The following is a 21083-nucleotide window of genomic DNA, read 5'->3' as shown; positions in this document are numbered from 1 at the left end:
CTCTTCAGCTCGTTAACGCTGAGCAGCGTTGATTTTTCAATCAAATAATTGTGGGAGCAATTTATTCTTCGCCACGTGCAGCTTTCAGCAATCGTGCACTTTCTGTGGAGGCGTAAGGAACAAACCATATCCTTTTATGAGTATAGGAAAAAGTTTGCCAAAAGTCAAACTAGATCTTGATTAAAATCGCTTTACGATACAAATAATCACTCGGCGATAAAACTTTTTCATGGAGCATCGTCGTATTGTTGCTAAAATAGCTCGACAAAGGAAGAAAATCAACAATTGGAATGCCCACATTGTTTTTCTTATTCGTCAATTTTAAAACACCTGGATCTTCCGTGATCTCAAAACGTTCCATGGAAGTATCGAAATACAGGCCAAACATATTCTCCCGTTCCATCATCTTGCGAACCTTTTTTCCTCGGTAAGGGTCCTTCACATTCAAATCATTTCCCCAGCGGAATAGACGGCGGCTGCCCGCCCCGTTGACATACTCCCACTGATCCTCCGTCAAAAGATCAAAATTCTTCTTCCGAACTTTTTTCCTCAAGCTGCTATAGGTATGTTGCTCATGACTAAAAACAAAATAACTGTCTGAATGGGGCACCATTTCAATATACCAACGGTCTTCTTTCAAGACATTTCTAGGGAAAGACCACGTCATGCTCTCTTCTGGTGTTAAATTCGGAGAAAGTACCTCTTTGATTTCTTCCTCATACATAGAAAATTGATCGGCCTCACCAGAAAAACTTCCTGTTACTGCATCGTAGATTCCTAAGTAATTAGTTCCAGCAGGTAACGCGTGTCGTTGAACGAACATTGGTGGAATTTTAACTTTTCGCAGACTTGTGGTTTTATCATTGATTAGTTCCCCCAAAGAATCCACGTCAAAAAAATTGTACTGTCCACGTAACTCTTCAGGAATTGTGATTTCCTGAGAGTTTGGTGCAGTTTCTAATAGAGACAAGCCCTTAGTGCCCAAATTCCATCCTAAAATGGCATCTTTATTTCCAGGAATAAAAACAAATTCCTCTTCATCAATTAACAATTGGAACGTTTGACACTTAATCCCGTATAAATCAAAATCTTTTAATTCAATATCTGAAATCTTCATCAGCGGGTTAACAAAATGAAGTAATAACTGGCTTAGTAAGGTGCGTTTTTCTTTCGGATTCAATCGTTTCCAATAGGACCAGTCTAGTTGATCGAGTAAGTTCATAATTCTTTCTGCCTCCTCCAACATCATATGCTAAAATTATACCATTATCATAATGAAATGAGGATTAAGATGAAAAAATATTTTGACGCAATACCAGAACTTCAGGCTGCTGCTTTTTATTTGCGCTATCAAGTTTTTGTTTTAGAACAAAATATTTTACCAGAATTGGAATTCGATCAATTGGATACAACAGATCGACAATATCTTGTTTTCTTTGATGAACAGCTACCAGTGGCAACCGTTCGTTACCAAAAATTGAATTCTTTCACCTTGAATCCCGATCGCTTATGTGTCCATCCCGATTATCGAGGTCGCGGATTGGGTGCTGAATTGCTGCAATATATTGAAAAGCAAGCTAGTAAGGAAGGATGTTGTTATTCCGTTCTCTCTGCGGAGATCAGCGCACAAAAATTTTACGAACAACAAGGTTACCAAGTTGTTTCTGACGTTTTTGAAGAAGATGGGATTCCATGTATCAAAATGCAAAAAGAGCGACTATCCACAGATTAGCGGACGTCGCCCTTTTTGTTAAGAATTCGAGCGCTTTTTATTTTTCCGTACACTGCGCTCTTCCTGCCGGCGTGCTTGCCGACGTTTTTGTTTGTTTGATTCTGAAATTGCTCGATCAATTTTCTTTTTGTATCCAGGTTTGATTTTTTTCTTGGATTTTTTTACTAAACCGATTAATGTTGGGTCTAGCTCATCCTTTGATTTCTCACGTTTCTTTCGTCGATTGCGGTCGTAGGTATCGACGATTTCTCCATTTTTTATTTCTTTTGGTTGGAAAGTAACACCAGTATTTTCTATCAGACTAACGTCGTTTTCATCACTTGGGCCATACAAAGTAATCGCTGTGCCTGAAAGTCCATTTCGACCCGTTCTTCCAACACGGTGAATAAAGAAATCTAAATCTTGAGGGATTTCAGCATTGATAACATGTGACACCCCTTCAATATCGATTCCCCGTGCGGCTAAATCGGTTGCCACAACATATTGGAAGTCTAAGTTTTGTACTTGACGCATTACTCGCTTACGTTCTCGTGGTGAAATATCCCCGTGAATCTTCGCTACTTTTAATCCTTGAGATTTCAAATATTCGCTGATTTCATCGACATGCTGTTTTGTATTCGCGAATACAATGGCCAAATAAGGGTGCCCAATGGTTAATAACTGATAGATCAGACGATTTTTATCTTGCCCTTTTGTTGAAATCAACCAGTTTTCAATTGTATCGGAAATCACAGCTTTAGACTTGATTTCTTCAATCACTGGATTTTCCATATATTTCAAAAGAAACGGACGTAACTTCTCAGGAATCGTTGCAGAAAAAACTAGCATTTGAAGATGTTTCGGTAACCGACCAGCGATTTGATCTACTTCAGCCAAAAAGCCCATATCCAGAGTCATGTCTGCTTCGTCAACAACAAAATATTCTGCTGTATGAACCTTCAATGCCTGTTCGTTCATCATGTCTAAAATTCGACCGGGTGTCCCAATTGCTACATGAGGCTGATGAGTGGATAGCTTTTCTATTTGGCGTTGTTTATCAGTGCCGCCAACAAAATTAGTCACGCGAATTTCAGTTGGTGAAAATTGGGCGATTTGAATCGCTGCCTGATAAATTTGTGTTGCCAATTCACGACTTGGAGCCGTAATAACAATTTGTACCTCATCTTTTTCAGGATCAATCTTATCCATCAAAGGCAATAAAAATGTATGTGTTTTTCCTGATCCAGTTTGTGATTGTCCAACAACATTTTTTCCTTTTTTGACTAAAGGAATTAATTTTTCTTGAACCGCCGTTGGTTCAGTAAACCCTTTATCCTTAATAGCTTCAAGAATAAACGGCTGGAAATTGAATGATTCAAAAGTTCGCATGTTATACCTCTTTCTTTAACGTACTAATCGTATACGTGTGACTCGCTTTATCATGGAATAGGCGGTTTTTTCTTCTTATGAGAGCATACAATAAGTTGAAAAGAAATAAAAGCAAAATTCCTAAACTCATAAAGCCAAATGTAACATAAGCAATAAATATCGAGTGATTGGCTGTTGATAGATGGTTCATCGTAAAATTAAAAATCTGCAGAAGTCCATTAAGGAAAAGATAAAAGGCGCTATACCGCTTCACTAAACTCCAAAACCGAATATGCTCTCTGTTCTTTTCTACCACTTTGATACGAACCACTTTTTTTCCAATGGTTTGCCCATTCCAAAAATACATAACCAGCATGAAGTATAACACAACTTCCAAAGTGAAGCTGACAAATGGATAACTTAATAATACTTTTATGTTACTAGGTAGATTGGTTCCAATAAGACCAACAAGACTACTGATAAAACCAATAACCATCCAGTCAATCACCATTGCGACAAAGCGCCGCAACAGAGAAACTTGCTGTCCTTTAATATACGATTCTGAATCAAGCTCGTTCCTTGTTGGTAGAAAGAAAGTAAAGAGTGGCGCACAGGCGAAGCCGAAGGTTCCACCTAATGTGTTGTGAAATAAGTCATTGACATCAAATAGACGATACGGGCGTGGATAAATAAAGTATAATCCACTCAATTGAGTCAATTCGAAAAATAAGGACAAACAAAAACTAGCCAAAATCGTCTTCCAAAGTGAAAATTTGAAATAATACCGACAGTACACACCAAATGGAAACAACAGGAAAATATTAAAGACCGGTTCAAGAAACACACTTTGTTTCATCGCTTGCAAATACGTGCTTGGATTATTCAATTGCAGTACTGTTTGATTCATGAAGTTGTGCCAAGATTGAAAAAGATGAAGCTCGTATCTCGGACCGGTCATCTGTGCTACTGCATCAATGCTCGGAAGAGGCAAAATGACCAAATAATAAGCAGATAGTAAATAGAAGACAAAGGAATAAAGAATCAGACTTCTCAATTTACCTAATTGTCCATATTTGCGATAGTAATAAATTAAAAATGGTGCAGTAATAATCATTGCCAAAAAGGGGAAAGTTATCACTGCTGCTTTAATAGGAAAAAAATAATTGTTCATAAAACTCCCTCATCTTATAAAGGACCTGCCGATTATTCGAATCAGCAATGCTTTTTTTTGTGTTGTGGTAAAATGGAATCAGCTCTGATTTATCATGAATTTTCAAGGAGGTTTTTTTATATGCTTAATCCGCTTTTTGCGTTTGGCGTTCCCGCAGCCCTGATGGTTGCCTATATGATTTTCTATTTTTTAAAACGGATGAAAAGTAATGAGTATCGACGGTTTGCCTTGACATTGATTTCAGTTTTTTTGACAACTTTTAGTTATCAAGTTTACAACTACAGTCAAACTGTGATCTCACTTACTTCAGCAGAAAGTTTTCAAAAGAACTTTGGATACAGTCAAGGTCGCTTAATCGTCCCATTCGCTCTCGGTGCAATTCTTACGGTCATCAATGTTTACTACCTTTTCCGTCAGTTTAGAAAAAAAGAATAACAGGGACTCCTGTTATTCTTCCAAATCAAAGAATTTGATTTCGACATTCTCTAGTAACTTCAAGGTATTCAAGTCTAAGTTGACCCACTCTTTTGATGCTGGTTGATAATTATTATCCTCAAACGACATTTCGATTTCATTCAAAAGTTGTTCGGGTGTTCCAAAAAAGCTTCGTTCTTTTTCAAGTAAAAGACTAATCAATGCTGGATTTTCTACTAAGAAATAATCCTCTTGGTATTTATATAAAATTACCTGGTAGGTCTTATTCGTAAGCTTGCAACGAATAGCGAATAATCCTTCAGACAATTTTGGCATTTTTTCTAAAACTTCTTCGGGACTCAAGAATTCACGATGTAGCATTCAGAGTTCCTCCTAACCAAGAAACATTATAGGAGAAAAAGAAGAACACTGGAAATAATATGTCTTGTCTCAAGGATTTTTTTACTTTTTTCTGAAGATTCTCCCTTTACTATTATGATAAATTCCACTCGGTATAAAAAACTTCTAAAAAATTTTCCATAAATTTTTTTCTTCGTTCTGCTTCTAATTTTCCAGCTTTTGTATTCATCGTTTCTGGTAATTTGAAAAGCTTCTCATAAAAATGATTAATTACCGTACTTTTTTTACGATACTCCTGTTTACTCTTGAACTCTTGCGGTAATATAGCCGGATCATATAATGGGCTATCAGTATGCCCCCCATAATAAGCCGTTCGTAAAATACCGATCGCTCCTAAGGCATCAATACGATCCGCGTCCTGAACGATCTGTCCGGCTACAGTCAAATCAGCTTTTCCTTCTTCGATCTCCTTCGAGAAAGACATATTTTCAATGATTTCAAAAATTTCTTGAATCTCTTTTGTAGAAAAATCGAGTTCTTTTAAAAACTTTTTAAGGTTCCTTTTTTCCAACTCTACGTCAGCGACGACTTTATCATCGATAATATCATGAAGATAGCTCGCAGCTTCAATAATCAAAGTATCAGATATACCTTCTTGTTCAGCCAGTTGATTGGCTATTTTGGCCACGCGCTCCACATGATAAAAATCATGCCCGCTATGGTCGCCCCCCAGTTTTTCTATCGAATAACGGCGAATTTCTTCTACTTTATTCTTCTGCATCTAATCTCGGCTTTCTGGGTGGACGTTCGCCCCAATATTGAAATAGATCTGTTCGTAACGCCCCATTATATAATTTTCTTTTTTTGGTTGCTTTAGCGCCATAGAACTCTTCAAAGGCCAGATCACTCGTGAGAATATATTTGCTCCAGGTTTTTAGCGGACGAAAGACATCCCCCATCTCTCGATAAAGTTCACGTACCTGTTCTTCCTCTCCTAGACGCTCGCCGTATGGTGGATTTGCTACAATTACACCGTAGTCTTTTTCGGTCTTAAAGTCTTTGACAGCCTGTTGCTTAAATTGGATCGAATCCCCTAAACCAATTTCTTCTGCATTTGCTCGAGCAATTTCGATCATGCGACCATTGATATCTGATCCAGCAATATCCAATTCGATATCATAGTCAGCAGCATTATCAGCCGCTGCCCGTACTTTTTCAAATACAGAGGAATCAAACCAATCCCACGCCTCGCATGCAAAATCACGATTGAAGCCAGGAGCGATATTGTGTCCAATCAAGGCAGCTTCGATACACAATGTTCCAGAACCACAAACAGGATCATAAAAAGGACGATCTTTACGCCAATTTGTCAGCATCACTAATGCTGCAGCCATATTTTCTTTCAGTGGCGCGCCACCCTTTTCTAACCGATAGCCGCGTTTAAACAAACTTGGTCCAGTAGTATCTAAAGTCAGGACAACATGATCCTTTAATAAAGCTACCTCTAATTGGAACAACGCCCCTGTTTCAGGTAATGGTACACGAGCTGGACGATGATAGACCTCACGCAAACGCTCCACGATAGCTTTTTTAGTGATCGATTGGCAGTCAGGGACGCTGTACAGCTTCGATTTTATTGAGCGTCCCGCAACTGGGAATTCTGCATCCAACGGTAAATAGTCTTCCCACGGAATCGCCTTTACTTTTTCAAATAATTCATCAAAAGTAAAAGCGTCAAATTCATCGACAATAATTTTTACACGATCCGCTGTTCGTAACCATAAATTAGCAGTGGCGATTGTCTCCAAGTCTCCTTTAAATCGTGCCCGTCCATTTTCCACTTGACACTCGATGCCAAGTCCTCTTAATTCTTTGCCCACTAGGGCCTCTATACCAGCGGCAGCTGTGGCAATCAAATTGTATTGTTTTTCCATAATATCTCCTTTGAACCTCTTCTTAGTTATCATTTATTGTTTTTGTTATCTATGAGGGGCAATCTTGAATTTTCCAATAAAAAAACCTTCACAACAAAGTTGGAAGGCACACCCTGAATTGCTGCAATTTTCTGTAAGCCATGTTTTGTACGGCGATCAACTCAGGGAAGCGTGATCGTCGTGGTAATCATCTATCTCCGACATAAATGCCGTCTCTTTCATCGTTCATTTCCTTAGAAAAAGCGCCCCTACCATTGTTTGGGTTGCTCGCTCGAGGGGTTTACCGCGTTCCACCATTTTGATTTCTCAAAATGCTTCGTCACTGTGGCACTTTCAAGAATACTCAGGCATAGATTCCTCCTTAGCCTTTTTTTCTGCCGTTACTTCAAAAGAAGTACCTTAGCTTATGGTTTCGCTAAGCACGAACACTACAGACATCTCAGTCTGTGCGAGCATGGACTTTCCTCAGCCTGCGCAAAGCAAACCGCGATCACCCAAAAATTGCATCATTCAAATTTAAAATTGACGAGTTTTTTCAATGTCGCTCTCATCTTGAGTATAATTTTGACCAAAGTCCGAAGATGTTTGTGCAGAGGCTTGTTGGTCAAGCTTCTTACCAAATACTTCTCTTTCAAGATTCGATAAACGTTTCAAGATGTCAAAGTTTGTTACCGCTGAACTCTTAGGCGCAGCTTCTTTTACACGTGAAGGTGCTGGCTGAGCTTTTGACAGTTGTTCAACTTTTGCTTTCAACCGATCGTTTTCTTCTCTCAACGTTAATAATTCTTTGTTATAAGCTTCATAATCTTTAATTACATTGTCCAAAAATTCATCAACTTCGATTGGATCGTAGCCGCGCATTTTTGTTTTAAATTCTTGCTCCAAAATATCGTTAGGAGTATAGATTACATTCGCCATTTTTCCACCTCATTAGCTCTAATCTTAATTTACTTTCCTATACATTCTAGCTGATATACCAAAGGAAATCAAACACTATCCCCAAAGTATGAGGAATTTTCTAAATCATCCATCGTGATCGTAAGTAAATCATAAGAATTTCTCTCCTGAAATTTCTCTACATCCTTTAGAAAAAATTTGGTTTTACCAGGATACTCTGTATCATAAACGATAAGCGCTGCGTCCGTGTGCTGAAGCAGAAAGTTTACATGATTTTTAAATTGTATTGGATTTTGATACGGGTGATGACTGACAGAATCAACGAAATCAGCCGTTTGTACCAGCTCATTCAAAAATAATTGATTGTGTTCTTTCCAGTTACTTCCGAATCCTTCAAAGGGAAAAATAATGGCTAATTTTATCTGAGAATAGTCCTGTTTGAGTTCATTGACGATTTGCCCTGTCCAAATCTCTGTGCCAAGACTGCCGCTAATCATCACCCATTCCAGACCGTTTTCAATTAACGCAATCAGTTCTCGTTTTAAAACATTCTTAATGACTTGTACCTTTGGATCTTTCTCATTGAATATTCCCAATTCATAGCTTTGATATCCTGTTACGTATAATCGCTCTATTGTTTCATTCATTGCATTTTCCTTACTTTCACTTAAAAATAAAATATCTTTCGAAAAAATTTGCTATAATAGCTAGCAGGAGTGTGATAAAAATGACCTTTCATTACCCTAACGGTCAGTTGTTTTCACAAAAAAATCCACGAGAACGTACATTAAAAAAGGAGACGACGTTTGCGAATCGCGGGATGCGCTTTGAAGAAGCAATTAATCAAAGCAACGAATACTACTTAACTCATGATAAGGCAGTTGTCCATAAAAAGCCAACGCCGCTTCAGATTGTTAAGGTCGACTATCCCAAACGAAGTGCAGCAGTCATTAAAGAGGCCTATTTTAGACAGCCTTCTACTACTGATTACAATGGCGTTTATCGCGGATACTATCTAGATTTTGAAGCGAAGGAAACGAAAAACAAAACCTCATTTCCGCTGAAAAATTTCCATCAGCATCAAATCACTCACATGCAGCAATGCATAAAGCAAGAGGCGATTTGTTTTGTTTTGCTATGGTTTTCAAGCTTGAATCGTTGCTTTTTTCTTTCTGCTCAAGAACTGGTAAACTATTGGAACGAGCAAGAGAACGGCAAAAAATCAATACCACTTACAGTAATAGAAACAGTTGGTATCGAGATCACACCGCAAATTGCCCCAAGAATCCCTTACTTGGCAGCGGTGGAACAATATCTTGAAAAAAGGAGTTAATCAAATGGCTAATCCCTCACGTTCGCAAAAGAAAATGCGAACTGCACAAGGAAAAAAACCTGCATCAAAGAAGACAAAAAATCGCCATATTGGGTTGAAAATCGCGATTGCAATTGTGGGGTTACTTTGTGTAGCTTTACTAACGGGCATCGGCGTCTTCTTCTTCTACGTGAAAGATGCGCCAACTTTAAGCGAAAAGAAATTGGACGCAACAGTATCTTCAAAACTATATGACAAGGATGGCAATATTTTTGAGGATTTAGGTGCTGAGAAACGCGAAAAAGTCAGCGCCACTAAAATACCGCAGGAATTAGATGATGCGATTGTTTCAGTGGAAGACCGACGCTTCTTTAAACACAACGGCGTTGATCCAGTTCGAATCATGGGTTCGTTATTCCACAATATTACGAATAAAGGCGGACTTCAAGGCGGTAGTACGTTGACGCAGCAGCTTGTAAAGCTTTCGTTCTTCTCTACAAAAGCTTCAGATCAAACACTAAGGCGAAAAGCACAAGAAGCCTGGTTAGCAATACAGCTTGAGAAAAAACACTCGAAACAAGAAATCCTTACTTACTATATTAATAAAGTTTATATGGCAAATGGCCTCTACGGGATGGAAACTGCTGCTGAAACCTATTTCGGAAAAGAACTACAGCATTTAACTATCGCTCAGACCGCCTTGTTAGCTGGTATGCCGCAAGCACCCAATTCATATGATCCTTATAAACATCCTGAAGCGGCGAAAGATCGACGAGATACAGTGCTTTACACGATGTTAAATAATAAGAAGATTACTCAAGACGAATATGATAAAGCAACAAAAGAACCGATTGATCAAGGTTTACTACCATTGGAATCTGACAATCAGGAACGAAAAGTTGCCGATAATTATGTCAAAGAAGTTATTGCTCAAGTAGAAGATAAAACAGGGAAGAATGTTTACACCGACGGTTTAGATATTTACACGAATTTAGATACGGATGCTCAAAATCGTCTTTACTCGATCGTAAATGGTGATGAATATGTTCAATACCCGGATGAAGAGTTACAAATTGCAGCAACACTCGTTGATAGTAAAACTGGAAATGTGACTGCTCAAATTGGTGGTCGCAATATCGCAGACGATGTCTACTTGGGGATGAACCGAGCAGTAAATACCAATCGTGATTTTGGTTCGACAGTTAAACCAATTACCGATTACGGACCTGCCTTTGAATACTTGCAAAAGTCTACAGGTGACCGGATCGATGATAAACCTTACTATTATGAAGGTACGAAAACAGAGGTCAAAAACTGGGACAACAGTTACCAAGGAAATATTACACTGCGTCAAGCGTTGTATGACTCAAGGAATGTGCCTGCCGTGAAGCTCTATAACGAGGTTGGTCCTGAAAATGTATCAAAATTTTTGAAAAAGTTGAATATACAATACAAAGATATTCAGCAAGCTAATGCCATATCAAGTAATACTGAAGCGCAGGATGGTACCAAATATGGTATCTCTACTGAAAAAATGGCTGCTGCCTATGCAGCCTTTGCTAATGGCGGTACTTATAACGAACCGCTTTATATTAACAAGATTAAATACCAAGATGGTTCTGAACAAACATTTGAAAATGAAGGTAAAAAAGCCATGGAACCTTATACGGCCTATATGATTACTGACATTTTGAAAGATGTGATTACTAAGGGAACTGGATACAAGGCTCAAATTCCGAACTTGTTTCAAGCTGGGAAAACTGGGACTTCAAACTATACAGATGATGAACTAGCCAAAATCCCTCATTCTGGATCAATTTCTCCAGATGTAATGTTTACTGGCTATACACCTCATTATTCATTATCAATTTGGGCCGGCTATGATAATAGAATGACACCAATCACCACTCAATCTGAAACTATCGCCCAAGATGTTTATCGCGAAATGATGAGCTATGCCTCAGAAAATGTTTCAAATGAAGATTGGGTTATGCCAAATGATGTTCTAAGAATTGGAAATGAACTCTATGTAAAAGGAGCGTCTTCCGTTCCAGTACAACCTAGCTATTCTGTCCAAGGTTCTTATTACAATAACAACAGCTATTCCAGCGAAACGACTACTCAAAGCAGTAGTGTTGAATCTGAAACCAGTGCATCGGAGTCATCAACAGTGGTTCCACCAGCAAGCAACAGCGAAGCACCAACAAGTTCTGCACCTGATCCTACACCAACACCGTCTTCGTCTGCTGAACAGCAACCATCACAGCCGTCATCAAGTGCTAATCAACCTGACCCGGCACAGGCACAACGAAATTTACAGCCTAGTTCTGGTAATTAAAAAAGGCCACTCGAATTATTTTCGAGTGGCCTTTAATCTCTCTTTCCCATCTTGGCACATATCTAATAACGGACAAATTTCGCATTTAGGTGCGCGTGCGGTGCAGTGATAACGTCCGAAGAAAATGAGTGTGTGATGACTTTTAACCCATAAGTCTTTTGGTATTTTCCGCATTAATGTGGCTTCTACTTCCGTTACAGAAGCGCTTAATTTACATATCCGTAAACGTTTAGTTACTCGTTCTACATGGGTATCCACAGCTATGGCAGGTACACCAAACGCATCCCCAAGCACTACATTGGCGGTCTTACGGCCAACCCCAGGCAGCTTAATTAACTCTTCGCGAGAATCAGGAACAACGCCGCCGTAATTATCTAACAGCATCTGTGCACAAGCCTTAATGTTTTTTGCCTTGTTCCGATACAAACCAATTGTTCTAATCTTCGCAATAATCTCTTCAATAGGTGCTTGAGCCAAAGCTTCAGGTGTCGGATAGGCCGCAAATAGTGCCGGTGTCGCTTTGTTCACAGAAACATCTGTTGCTTGCGCACTTAAAATGACTGCAATTAATAATTGAAAAGGTGATTCAGAATGGAGCTCTCCCACCGCATCGGGAAACATTTCGTACATTCTTGACATGGCTTCCATTGTTTTCTCTTTGCTAAGCATCTGGATCTTTCCCTTCTAACCAGTTATACAAAGACACTTTAGGAAGTTCTTCAGAATGATTTTGTTCTTCCTTTTGAAGTAAAATTTGTTTTCTTCGGCGCTGTTCCTCTTCCACCTGCACTTTTGATCGAATATTTTTTTTCTCCCAACTTTGTAAGACTGTTTCGATATATTTAAAATTATACGCCTGATTTAAAACAGCTTCTTGTAATGCCAACTCAATCAATGATGGCGAGTAATGATCCTCATTCAACCAATAACCAATTTTTTGGTATTCGATGGGTGACAATGGTCGGCCAAACTCCTGCTCGAAAGAACGCAACATTTTCTTTTGTGCGGCCAAATCATTCTTCTCCTCCGCTTCAAAACGCTCTTGTTCTTTTAGTATGTTTAATTTTTCATATGCTGGCATCAAATTATAACGATCACTTTGCTTTCCAGATTCGTCCAAAGCTGTTTCAAGGGTGACAAACTCTTTTTCAACCAAGCTATTTAACACACCATAAATTTTTTCAATGGTATTACCCATATTTTTAGCGATTATTGTTAAATCCGGAAAGTCTTCTCCTGCTTGATGTGCAGCATGAAGCTGAAGCCAGAGCATAAATTCGTTTGTATCTAAACCAAGTTTTGTATAATTTTTTAAGAGCAGATTTGAGATGGTCGTTTCTCCTCCTGCTAAATATTCCTCTAATGAAATCATTTTAAATCCTCCGTTCCCATTTTTAGTTTACACTAAAAAAAAAAGAAGTCCAATCCTGGAAAACGAATTATAAAGAAACAAAAAAACAGGAAGGTTCCCCTCCCTGTTATGGGTTATTCTGCTTCTGCTAAGGCTGCTTGAGCTAAGATATTTAAGTAGTTCCATGGACGATCGAAGTGTGGTTGGAAGAAGAAATCTTGTAATGCTAGGTCTTCCAAGGTCATGCCATTTTGGATAGCTACTGACAATGTATTCGCTGATTGTGTAATATCGTATTTAGAAAGGAACTGTGCACCTAAAATTTTGTTTGTTCCCTTTTCAGAGACAATCTCCATTAAGACTTTTTCAGTCGTTGGCATAAATTCTGGACGATAGTTGTCTTCAATGACAGTCACATTTGCATCAATTCCATTCAATGCAGCACTTTCTTTTGTCAATCCAGTTGAACCAATCGTCCAACCAAATAGATATAGCCCGGATGTTCCTTGTGTTCCACGATACTTCATTTTTTGTTCAACTAGATTTTGTCCAACTAGCATCCCTTGACGCACAGCGTTTGTTGCTAACGGAATATATTGTTCTTGTCCTGTTGGATTGTAATGAACAACCGTAGAGTCTCCAGCAGAGAAAATATCAGGATTGCTTGATTGCATGTATTCGTTCACTTTGATTGCGCCGCTTGGCAGCATATCAACCTTATCCTTCAATAAATCTGTATTTGGTCTGAAGCCGACACATAAAATGACCATATCTGCATCAAACTCCTGACTTGCTGTCACTACTTTTGTCACCACTCCAGATTCGTCAGCAACAAATTCATTGACGTTTTCACCCAAAGCTAATGTTACACCCCGATCAACTAATTCTTTTTCTAAAAGATTTGTGAAGGGTTCGTCCAAGTATTTGTTTAAAATTCTAGATAGACCATCAATCAAGGTTACTTGTTTACCGGATTCAGCAAAAGCCTCGACTAATTCAATTCCGATATATCCTCCACCTACTACTACTACTTTTTTAGCATCCTTTGCTTGCTCAATGATGACATTTGCCTGGTTGTAGTTTTTACATAGCAATACATTTTTAGATTCAATTCCTTTGATTGGCGGAATAATTGGCCAAGAACCTGTTGTTACTACTAATTTATCATAATCTACTATTTTTTCTTCGTTTGTTTTTAAATCCTTAGCTGTTACTTTTTTAGCATCTGTATCAATATTTGTTACATCGTGTTCCATGTTCACTTTTGCACCTAGAGAGGTTAATTCTTCAGGATTTGAGTAAAACAATCCTGCTGGATCCTTCACTACTCCTCCGACATATAAAGCGATTCCACAAGATAAGAAAGAAATATTATCGTTCCGCTCAAATACAGTAACCTCTGCATCTGGGTGGTTTGCTAAAATATTTTTAACGGCTGCAGTGCCGGCATGTGTACATCCTACTACTACTACTTTCATCATTGTCCCTCTTTCATTTAATAATTTTTGTTTGCAATCTTTTGCACAAGGACAGTATAACAGAATTCAAATTCTGTCTAAATAAATTTGCTCACGAATAAACATTTTTATCTTCCTAAGAGAAATTATGTAAGCGCAGTTAGTAAAAAATGCTTTAAAAGCCAGTAAGATAAAGAAAAAAAGCTGAACAGAAATTCTGTTCAGCTTTTTCATTTTAAATGAAAAAAATGATTATAGTTCGTTAAATGTATTTACAACATTTTCAACAGTGAAACCGAACTGTTCTAGTACGTAATCACCAGGTGCAGAGGCTCCGAAATGATTGATTCCGATCATTTTACCTTCTGAGCCAATGTAACGTTCCCAGCCAAATGGCGAAGCAGCTTCAATTGCTACGCGTTTTGTTACTGCTTTTGGTAAAACGGATTCCTTGTACGCTTCATCTTGTGCTTCGAATAGATCAAAGCTTGGAAGAGAAACTACAGAAACATCTTTCCCTTGAGCCTTTAATTCTTTTTGTGCTTGAACAGCTAGATTTACTTCAGAGCCCGTTGCGATCAAAATACCATCCGGTGTGTTTGATTCAGCTTTAGATATGACATAGCCACCTTTAGCGACTCCATCTTTAGCCATTTCTTTGCTGTTTGGCAAGACTGGTAAGTTTTGACGACTTAAAACTAAGATAGTAGGTTTATTTTTTGTTTCTAATGCTTGAATCCATGCTGCAGAAGTTTCATTACCATCAGCAGGACGAATGACTTGGACATTTGGCATGCAACGAACACTAGCCAATTGTTCGATTGGCTCATGTGTTGGGCCATCCTCCCCAACAGCAACAGAATCATGCGTCAATACATAAATAACTGGTAATCCTTGAATCGCTGACATTCTAACGGCAGGGCGAAGGTAGTCGGTAAAGACGAAGAATGTTCCGCCGTATACACGGGTACCACCATGTAAATGAATACCGTTCATAGCACTTGCCATTGCAAATTCACGAACACCAAACCAAATATTGCGACCTTCGTAAGATTCAGGTTGGAATTCAGCTTCATCAGCAATTGTCGTGTTGTTTGAACCAGACAAGTCAGCTGATCCGCCCCAAATGTTTGGAACTGCTTTTGCAATTGCCTGAATTGCATCTTTACTTGACACGCGACTCGCTTGAGCTGTACCTTCTTCGTAAACTGGCAAAGCTTTTTCCCAGTCTTTAGGTAAATCGCCTGCAAAGGCCATTTTAAATTGCTTCGCTAACTCAGGATGAGCTTTTTCGTAATTTTCGAACATCGCATCCCATTCTGCTTCTGATTTCGCGCCCTTATCATTGATTTGCTCTTTGAAACGTTTGGCAACATCTTCAGGAACAGTAAAGTCAGGATATTCCCAGCCATAAACAGTTTTTGCCACGTCAATTCCTTCTTGACCGAGAGGAGCTCCGTGGACTGCAGAAGTCCCTTCTTTAGGTGAACCAAAACCAATGACTGTTTTAATTTCGATTAATGTAGGTTTTTCAGTTTCAGCTTTTGCTTCGTCAATTGCTTTTGAGATGGCTTCTAAATCATTGCCGTCTTTTACTAAGATATGTTGCCAACCATAAGCTTCGTAGCGTGCACCAACATTTTCAGTGAATGCCTTTGAAGTAGGGCCATCCAAAGAAATATCATTTGAATCATATAAAACGATTAATTTGCCAAGCTTCATGTGACCTGCCATTGAACTTGCTTCGCCGGAAACGCCTTCCATTAAGTCCCCATCGCCACATAGTGCGTAGGTGTAGTGATCCACAACGTTAAAGCTGTCACGGTTGTATGTCGCAGCCAAGTGTGCTTCGGCCATTGCCATTCCGACAGAAGTTGAGATACCTTGACCTAAAGGACCTGAAGTTGCTTCAACCCCATCAGTATGATGAAATTCTGGGTGTCCTGGTGTTTTACTTTCCCATTGACGGAAATTTTTCAAATCATCAATCGTTACCTGATAGCCTGCAAGGTGTAACAAGCTGTACAGCATTGCAGACCCATGACCTGCCGATAAAATAAAACGGTCGCGGTTTGGCCAGTTTAATGAAGTCGCTGGATTAACATTCAAATGTTTAGTCCATAAAGCATAGGCCATCGGTGCCGCACCCATTGGTAACCCTGGATGACCTGAGTTTGCTTTTTGGATTGCCTCAATACTTAACGTTCTGATTGTGTTTACACCTAGTTGATCGATATTGTCGAACAAATTACTTCCTCCTTTTTGGTCATAAATACTTTAATTACAGATTCATTGTAACCGATTTATTTTGACTTTTCAATCACTTAACAACAAAAGATTTACTTTCTGTTGTGCAATCCTTTTTTCTTTTGAATCTCTTTTAATTTCTCGGGGGTTACATCGTTTCCCTCTGGATCGACAACCTTCATCCCTTCAATATGATGTCGCATGCCACTACGGAATGAAGAAATGTATTCTTCGCGAAGAACCTTCTGTTCGTGTGCCTCTGCATCAGTTAAGCCCTCTGTTTTCTTTTTCTTAGCTAATTCGTTGATCCGTGCAATTGTTTCATCATTAATCATCTTAAGCACCTCTTTTCCCTCTTTAATTATACATAAAAAAAAATAAGTTGAAAGCACAAACAAATACGAACGCTTGTTTGATTTGTTGCAATAACTATGCTACACTAAAAAAAACGAAAGAAGGTGCGGGCATTGGCAAAACGAACGGAAACAAAACAACTAGAAGTTTTACGTTTCATTCATGAACGCGTTGAAGATAAAGGTTACCCACCCACTGTTAGAGAAATTGGAGAAGCTGTGAATCTTTCATCTACATCTACTGTTCATGGCCATTTATCCAGATTAGAAAAAAAGGGTTGGATTCAACGAGACCCAACAAAACCAAGAGCAATCGAATTAACCATTACAGGATTAGAGAAAATCGGAGCGACACCTCAGGTTATTCCAATGTTGGGAGTCGTTACTGCAGGTGAACCTATATTAGCTGTTGAAGAAGCATCAGATTTCTTCCCGGTTCCTCCGGATCTATCTAGCGAAGAAGGCAGCTTGTTTATGCTGACAATTCGCGGTGAAAGTATGATCAACGCTGGAATTTATGATGGGGATCATGTAATTGTCAGAAAGCAATCGACAGCGACAAATGGTGAGATCGTGATAGCGATGACTGACGAGAATGAAGCGACCTGTAAAAGATTCTATCGAGAATCGGATCATATCCGTTTACAACCTGAAAATGATGAGTTAGCGCCGTTAATTTTTGACAATGTATCCATACTTGGAAAAGTCGTTGGCTTGTACCGCAATCATATTTATTAATCGGAATTCATTTCCGATTATTTTTTTCTTTACAAATCGAACAAACATTCGTATAATGAATATACAAACACACGTTCGCGTATTTATTAGGAGTGATTATTGATGAAAGCAGTAAGAAGATTTGGTTTGATTATCGCTGTATTGTTACTAGGATTATTGATTGGTAAGTTAGGTTCTTTAGCTACGATCGTCATTTTTTCTGGTTTGTTCCTCGTTTGGTTTATGTTATGGGATGAGCGCAAATATGCACAACACTATGCTGAACGTTACTCTGATGAAGAAGATACTGAAGAAGACATTTATTATAAAGAACCTGCTGAAGATTTTTATTATGTGACTTATGACCATCATTATCATAAGTCTGCTTAACTTACTATACGAGCTGCTAGAGAAATCTAACAGCTTTTTTTGTTGGTAAAACACAGTTCATTTGGTTTATAGAACTATTAAAAGAAGTGGGTATGACAAGATGTTTGTCATACCCACTTCTTCCAAAAATAGGTTATTGCAGAAATTACTTCTGGAATAACCTATTTTTCTGATTATTAGTAGTCCATTAAGGTTAAAATATCGTATCCTTTAATTTTATCTCGTCCACGCAACTCTTCCAACTCGATCAAGAAAGCACAACCAACAACAATTCCCCCAAGTTTTTCAACTAATTCGATTGTCGCCTTAATTGTACCACCAGTAGCTAATAAGTCATCTGTAATTAATACACGCTGACCAGGCTTGATCGCATCACTGTGGATTGTTAAGGTATCGGTGCCATACTCTTTCTCATATTCGACTTCAATTACTTCGCGAGGCAATTTTCCTGGTTTACGGACAGGAGCGAAACCTAAGCCTAATTCAAAAGCAACTGGACAGCCCACGATAAATCCACGTGCCTCTGGACCCACGACCATATCGATTTGTTTTTCTTTTGCATAGTTAACAATTTGTTTAGTAGCTTCACGGTACGCTTCACCATCAGCCATTAATGGCGAAATGTCGCGGAAAATGATTCCTTCTTTTGGATAATCCGGAATACTGGCAATATAATCTTTCAAATTCATTTTGGTTGTTCCTCCTAGCTTTTCAGCCAATTTCTAATTGTTTGAATATCATTCATCAGTAAAAATTCTTCACTATCAATACGAGAGATACGACTTTGATAAATCTCACTCTCTTCAAATGCACGTGTCTGTGGAGACTCGACCATTTGTAAAACGCCGTCGTCTATTGTAACAAATTTCAACTCAGAAAACACGTGAATCATGAATACTAATAATTTTTCTGGAATTCTTAAATAATTCGAAACAAATTTCAATTTAAATCGAATGTCTACACGCGGCTGCTTCATAAAGAATTTATATAGCTTAGTAAATTGATCACGAGTAGGCAAGCCATTCAAATACGCATCATCTGGACTATATAAATAAAGATAGATTCGTTCAAAATTTCCGGTAGTTGAAATTTCTTTTAATAGTTCCTTATGGTCAGGACAATCTAATACAACTAGTTGATCATAATTTGACCATTCGATTGCTGGATTATATAAAGTAATCGACTCCTGTAATTCTTTGGAGAAAAATTTCTGACTAGTTGATTGGAAGGCCAAATACAGAATTCGACCGTTTTCTATTCTTTCATTCCAGGTATATTTTGCTCGACGATCAATCACTTGAAGTCCTTCAGAAGCAAAATCAATCAAACGAAGCTGTACTTTCTTCTTACCATTCCATTCATTGATCTCTAAGTCACCGATAAAGCGTGTATCTGGTTGTTGAATTTCTTCACTGTCCTTGCCAAAACCAAATCCGATAGCATCTAATTGACTCTCTTCATTCTTCAATGAAAATTTGACGTGCTGTTGTTCACTGCCGATTTGTTTAAAAGAATCTACATGCCCCTCCACTAAAAAATTAGGCGCTGGATTATCTGTTCCGAAAGGAGCTAGTTTCTTCAATTCTTCAACGAATTTCAGATTGATTTCTGATAATGCTAAAGACTTATCAATCAACAAAACAGACCCCTTGGTCAAATCGATTTTCTGTGCAGCGATGTAATCATTCATCATTTTTCTTAAGGTATCTATGTTTTCTGATGGCATAGTTAATCCTACTGCAGCAGCATGACCGCCAAAATGAGTGAATTCAGAACGCATCGTGTTTAACATGCTGAATAGATCCAACGCATCAATACTTCTACCAGAACCTTTTGCTACACCGTTTTCATCGATAGACAGAACAATTGTCGGACGTCCCGTTTGCTTTAGAATGTTTCCGGCAACGATTCCTAAAACACCTGGATTCCATCCCTCTTTTGCAATTAAATGGACAGCATCACCAGGATTGACTAAGGCGAGAGCCTCAGCAGTAGTTTCTTGGACTATCGTTTTACGATCTTCATTGATTTTATTTAATTTTTCAGCTAAGTTTTGAGCGACTTCATCATCAAAGGTAGTCATCAACTCTACTGCTGGATTTGGGTCTCCTAATCGACCGATCGCATTTAATCGTGGGCCCAAACTGAAACCAATACTCGTTTCATCAACTTTCTGTAAATCAACTGAACTAACTTTTAATAATTCTAGTAAACCTAAACGTTGTGTTTGCTTGATTGCCTGCAGTCCTAATTTTACTAAATTCCGATTTTCTCCAGTCATTGAAACTAAATCGGCGACAGTACCTATAGTGACTAAATCCAGCATTTCTAAAGGAACTTCTTCTAATAGAGCCGTAGCTAACTTGAAGGCCACGCCTGCTCCAGCTAGTTCACCAAAGGGATAACTGCCTTCTGGATGACGAGGATGGATAATACAATACGCATCTGGTAAAACTGGCGGCATCTCATGATGATCCGTAACAATTACGTCAACCCCTTGAGAATTAGCAAATTCAATAGCTTCATTTCCAGCCACTCCATTATCGACAGTGAGAATTAACTGGACACCTTCATTGATTTTTTCAGCAAAAAGCTCTTTGTTCGGACCATAACCATGAATAAAACGATTCGGCAAAACATATTGTACGTTTGCGCCAATCATTTCTAAGGTTTCTAACATGATCGAAGTGCTGGTGATCCCGTCTGCATCATAATCACCATATATTAAAATAGGCTGTCCTTCCATAATCGCAATCTGAATCCGATCAACGGCCTTATCCATATCATGCATTAAAAAAGGATCGTGTAGATCATCGATATTTGCCTTCATCAACTGCTTGAAAGCTTCTAACGTATGTATATCTCGATTCCATAATAGTTCAGCAAATGTCTCACTGTATCCTTGATTCGCTAGTTCCGCTTTAAAAGTTGAATCAATTGAACTAGATTCTCTGAACTGCCAATCGAAGCTTGATTTTTTCACTGTATCACTTCCCAACCGTATCAGTATAGCAAAAAAAAATCAGACAAGAAAGAGAAGAAGACCTTAGTTTCGCAACTAAA

At 38.5% G+C, this 21083-nt stretch carries 21 protein-coding genes and 1 other RNA gene; 6 read left to right on the top strand and 16 right to left on the bottom strand.

What is annotated here, in order from left to right:
• Positions 1-169: 169 nt before the first annotated feature.
• Positions 170-1222, bottom strand: coding sequence for a DUF7278 family profilin-like fold-containing protein (locus J9537_RS07545; protein WP_010744808.1), 1053 nt, complete (start codon positions 1220-1222; stop codon positions 170-172).
• Positions 1223-1291: 69 nt separating this feature from the next.
• On the opposite strand from J9537_RS07545, the gene J9537_RS07540 reads away from it, so the two are divergent.
• The gene (locus J9537_RS07540) at positions 1292-1732 is read left to right on the top strand and encodes a GNAT family N-acetyltransferase (protein ID WP_218255460.1); all 441 of its coding nucleotides are present in this window, start codon (positions 1292-1294) and stop codon (positions 1730-1732) included.
• A gap of 18 nt (positions 1733-1750) precedes the next feature.
• On the opposite strand, the gene J9537_RS07535 is transcribed toward J9537_RS07540, so the two are convergent.
• Positions 1751-3100 (bottom strand): DEAD/DEAH box helicase, encoded by a 1350-nt coding sequence (locus J9537_RS07535; RefSeq protein WP_218255458.1) that lies wholly within the window; start codon positions 3098-3100, stop codon positions 1751-1753.
• A 1-nt stretch (position 3101) separates the two neighbouring features.
• A complete protein-coding gene (locus tag J9537_RS07530; protein WP_218255457.1) occupies positions 3102-4250 on the bottom strand; it encodes a VanZ family protein in 1149 nt (382 codons plus the stop codon).
• A gap of 120 nt (positions 4251-4370) precedes the next feature.
• Between J9537_RS07530 and J9537_RS07525 the strand changes: the two genes are divergently transcribed.
• Positions 4371-4685, top strand: a complete 315-nt coding sequence (locus tag J9537_RS07525) for a hypothetical protein (RefSeq protein ID WP_218255455.1) — start codon at positions 4371-4373, stop codon at positions 4683-4685.
• 12 nt (positions 4686-4697) lie between these two features.
• Here the strand turns inward: J9537_RS07525 and J9537_RS07520 are convergent, their stop codons facing one another.
• The 6 genes from J9537_RS07520 to J9537_RS07495 all read right to left on the bottom strand — a co-directional run bounded on the left by J9537_RS07520 (position 4698) and on the right by J9537_RS07495 (position 8502).
• On the bottom strand, positions 4698-5045 hold the full coding sequence (locus J9537_RS07520) for a hypothetical protein (protein ID WP_010744803.1): 348 nt from the start codon (positions 5043-5045) through the stop codon (positions 4698-4700).
• A 112-nt stretch (positions 5046-5157) separates the two neighbouring features.
• On the bottom strand, positions 5158-5805 hold the full coding sequence (locus J9537_RS07515) for an HD domain-containing protein (RefSeq protein WP_218255453.1): 648 nt from the start codon (positions 5803-5805) through the stop codon (positions 5158-5160).
• Positions 5792-6958: a THUMP domain-containing class I SAM-dependent RNA methyltransferase gene (locus J9537_RS07510; protein ID WP_010744801.1), complete on the bottom strand. Its 1167-nt coding sequence runs from the start codon at positions 6956-6958 to the stop codon at positions 5792-5794. The genes J9537_RS07515 and J9537_RS07510 overlap by 14 nt, the downstream gene beginning before the upstream one ends.
• A gap of 129 nt (positions 6959-7087) precedes the next feature.
• Positions 7088-7460, bottom strand: an RNA gene (gene rnpB / locus J9537_RS07505) — RNase P RNA component class B.
• 14 nt (positions 7461-7474) lie between these two features.
• Complete coding sequence (gene gpsB / locus J9537_RS07500) at positions 7475-7876, bottom strand: cell division regulator GpsB (RefSeq protein WP_010744800.1); 402 nt, start codon at positions 7874-7876, stop codon at positions 7475-7477.
• Positions 7877-7944: 68 nt separating this feature from the next.
• On the bottom strand, positions 7945-8502 hold the full coding sequence (locus J9537_RS07495) for an SLOG family protein (protein ID WP_218255451.1): 558 nt from the start codon (positions 8500-8502) through the stop codon (positions 7945-7947).
• An 80-nt stretch (positions 8503-8582) separates the two neighbouring features.
• On the opposite strand from J9537_RS07495, the gene recU reads away from it, so the two are divergent.
• Positions 8583-9188 (top strand): Holliday junction resolvase RecU, encoded by a 606-nt coding sequence (recU, locus tag J9537_RS07490; protein ID WP_218255450.1) that lies wholly within the window; start codon positions 8583-8585, stop codon positions 9186-9188.
• A 4-nt stretch (positions 9189-9192) separates the two neighbouring features.
• Complete coding sequence (locus tag J9537_RS07485; RefSeq protein ID WP_218255448.1) at positions 9193-11505, top strand: PBP1A family penicillin-binding protein; 2313 nt, start codon at positions 9193-9195, stop codon at positions 11503-11505.
• Positions 11506-11520: 15 nt separating this feature from the next.
• On the opposite strand, the gene nth is transcribed toward J9537_RS07485, so the two are convergent.
• From nth to J9537_RS07460, 5 genes are all read right to left on the bottom strand, one after another.
• Positions 11521-12174 (bottom strand): endonuclease III, encoded by a 654-nt coding sequence (nth, locus tag J9537_RS07480; protein ID WP_218257296.1) that lies wholly within the window; start codon positions 12172-12174, stop codon positions 11521-11523.
• The gene (locus J9537_RS07475) at positions 12167-12877 is read right to left on the bottom strand and encodes a DnaD domain protein (RefSeq protein ID WP_218257295.1); all 711 of its coding nucleotides are present in this window, start codon (positions 12875-12877) and stop codon (positions 12167-12169) included. The genes nth and J9537_RS07475 overlap by 8 nt, the downstream gene beginning before the upstream one ends.
• Positions 12878-12990: 113 nt before the next feature.
• Entirely contained in the window at positions 12991-14334 is a 1344-nt protein-coding gene (locus J9537_RS07470; protein WP_218257345.1) for an NADH oxidase, read from the bottom strand.
• Positions 14335-14565: 231 nt separating this feature from the next.
• Positions 14566-16560, bottom strand: a complete 1995-nt coding sequence (gene tkt / locus J9537_RS07465; protein ID WP_218257294.1) for a transketolase — start codon at positions 16558-16560, stop codon at positions 14566-14568.
• A gap of 92 nt (positions 16561-16652) precedes the next feature.
• Positions 16653-16895: a DUF896 family protein gene (locus tag J9537_RS07460; RefSeq protein WP_218257293.1), complete on the bottom strand. Its 243-nt coding sequence runs from the start codon at positions 16893-16895 to the stop codon at positions 16653-16655.
• Between the two features lie 132 nt (positions 16896-17027).
• On the opposite strand from J9537_RS07460, the gene lexA reads away from it, so the two are divergent.
• On the top strand, positions 17028-17651 hold the full coding sequence (gene lexA, locus J9537_RS07455; protein WP_010744791.1) for a transcriptional repressor LexA: 624 nt from the start codon (positions 17028-17030) through the stop codon (positions 17649-17651).
• Positions 17652-17753: 102 nt separating this feature from the next.
• Positions 17754-18020 (top strand): hypothetical protein, encoded by a 267-nt coding sequence (locus J9537_RS07450; protein WP_010744790.1) that lies wholly within the window; start codon positions 17754-17756, stop codon positions 18018-18020.
• A 176-nt stretch (positions 18021-18196) separates the two neighbouring features.
• On the opposite strand, the gene J9537_RS07445 is transcribed toward J9537_RS07450, so the two are convergent.
• On the bottom strand, positions 18197-18709 hold the full coding sequence (locus tag J9537_RS07445; protein ID WP_218257292.1) for an adenine phosphoribosyltransferase: 513 nt from the start codon (positions 18707-18709) through the stop codon (positions 18197-18199).
• A gap of 14 nt (positions 18710-18723) precedes the next feature.
• Positions 18724-21003: a single-stranded-DNA-specific exonuclease RecJ gene (gene recJ / locus J9537_RS07440; protein WP_218257291.1), complete on the bottom strand. Its 2280-nt coding sequence runs from the start codon at positions 21001-21003 to the stop codon at positions 18724-18726.
• Positions 21004-21083: the final 80 nt, after the last annotated feature.

Source organism: Enterococcus raffinosus, assembly GCF_019175485.1.
Taxonomy (GTDB): domain Bacteria; phylum Bacillota; class Bacilli; order Lactobacillales; family Enterococcaceae; genus Enterococcus_A; species Enterococcus_A raffinosus.
Note: the sequence above shows the minus strand (reverse complement) of the source record. Positions and strands in the feature narration are given on the sequence as shown.

Bases quoted from the DNA above. Each gene is read 5' to 3' on its own strand.
- J9537_RS07520 (WP_010744803.1), bottom strand. From the start codon at position 5,045: ATGCTACATCGTGAATTCTTGAGTCCCGAAGAAGTTTTAGAAAAAATG.
- recU (WP_218255450.1), top strand. From the start codon at position 8,583: ATGACCTTTCATTACCCTAACGGTCAGTTGTTTTCACAAAAAAATCCA.
- J9537_RS07475 (WP_218257295.1), bottom strand. From the start codon at position 12,877: ATGATTTCATTAGAGGAATATTTAGCAGGAGGAGAAACGACCATCTCA.
- J9537_RS07485 (WP_218255448.1), top strand. From the start codon at position 9,193: ATGGCTAATCCCTCACGTTCGCAAAAGAAAATGCGAACTGCACAAGGA.
- J9537_RS07540 (WP_218255460.1), top strand. From the start codon at position 1,292: ATGAAAAAATATTTTGACGCAATACCAGAACTTCAGGCTGCTGCTTTT.
- J9537_RS07470 (WP_218257345.1), bottom strand. From the start codon at position 14,334: ATGAAAGTAGTAGTAGTAGGATGTACACATGCCGGCACTGCAGCCGTT.
- gpsB (WP_010744800.1), bottom strand. From the start codon at position 7,876: ATGGCGAATGTAATCTATACTCCTAACGATATTTTGGAGCAAGAATTT.
- J9537_RS07495 (WP_218255451.1), bottom strand. From the start codon at position 8,502: ATGAATGAAACAATAGAGCGATTATACGTAACAGGATATCAAAGCTAT.
- nth (WP_218257296.1), bottom strand. From the start codon at position 12,174: ATGCTTAGCAAAGAGAAAACAATGGAAGCCATGTCAAGAATGTACGAA.
- J9537_RS07545 (WP_010744808.1), bottom strand. From the start codon at position 1,222: ATGAACTTACTCGATCAACTAGACTGGTCCTATTGGAAACGATTGAAT.
- J9537_RS07460 (WP_218257293.1), bottom strand. From the start codon at position 16,895: ATGATTAATGATGAAACAATTGCACGGATCAACGAATTAGCTAAGAAA.
- J9537_RS07515 (WP_218255453.1), bottom strand. From the start codon at position 5,805: ATGCAGAAGAATAAAGTAGAAGAAATTCGCCGTTATTCGATAGAAAAA.
- J9537_RS07535 (WP_218255458.1), bottom strand. From the start codon at position 3,100: ATGCGAACTTTTGAATCATTCAATTTCCAGCCGTTTATTCTTGAAGCT.
- J9537_RS07530 (WP_218255457.1), bottom strand. From the start codon at position 4,250: ATGAACAATTATTTTTTTCCTATTAAAGCAGCAGTGATAACTTTCCCC.
- J9537_RS07525 (WP_218255455.1), top strand. From the start codon at position 4,371: ATGCTTAATCCGCTTTTTGCGTTTGGCGTTCCCGCAGCCCTGATGGTT.
- J9537_RS07445 (WP_218257292.1), bottom strand. From the start codon at position 18,709: ATGAATTTGAAAGATTATATTGCCAGTATTCCGGATTATCCAAAAGAA.
- J9537_RS07450 (WP_010744790.1), top strand. From the start codon at position 17,754: ATGAAAGCAGTAAGAAGATTTGGTTTGATTATCGCTGTATTGTTACTA.
- J9537_RS07510 (WP_010744801.1), bottom strand. From the start codon at position 6,958: ATGGAAAAACAATACAATTTGATTGCCACAGCTGCCGCTGGTATAGAG.